The organism is Massilia sp. CMS3.1 (assembly GCF_051262535.1).
Lineage (GTDB): Bacteria > Pseudomonadota > Gammaproteobacteria > Burkholderiales > Burkholderiaceae_D > Telluria.
This window is the reverse complement of the sequence record NZ_JBIMES010000098.1, coordinates 1-340: the sequence shown is the minus strand read 5'-3', so window position 1 is coordinate 340 and position 340 is coordinate 1. Positions and strand designations below refer to the sequence as shown.

Below are 340 nucleotides of genomic sequence, written 5' to 3'. Positions count from 1 at the left end.
CGACCTCTCGCACGAATCGGCTCCTGACGCGACGACGCTGCTAAAGTTCCGCCGTTTGCTCGAAGAGAATGCGCTGACGCGCCGCATCTTCGATGAGATCAAGGGCCACCTTGCCAGCAAGGGCCTGACGATGCGCGAAGGGACCATCGTGGACGCCACCTTGATCGCAGCGCCACCGTCGACCAAGAACCGCGACAAGGAGCGCGATCCGGAGATGCATCAGTCGAAGAAAGGCAACGACTGGCACTTTGGCATGAAGGCACACGTTGGCGTGGACATGGCGACCGGGCTGGTTCATACCGTCGTCGGCACCGCTGGCAACGTAGCCGACGTGACGCAA

At 61.8% G+C, this 340-nt stretch carries 1 protein-coding gene; it reads left to right on the top strand.

Going from position 1 to position 340, the window contains the following annotated elements; translation table 11 throughout:
• Positions 1–340, top strand: a 340-nt coding sequence (locus ACHAC9_RS24580) for an IS5 family transposase (protein ID WP_435764446.1), incomplete at both ends; no start/stop codon positions are given.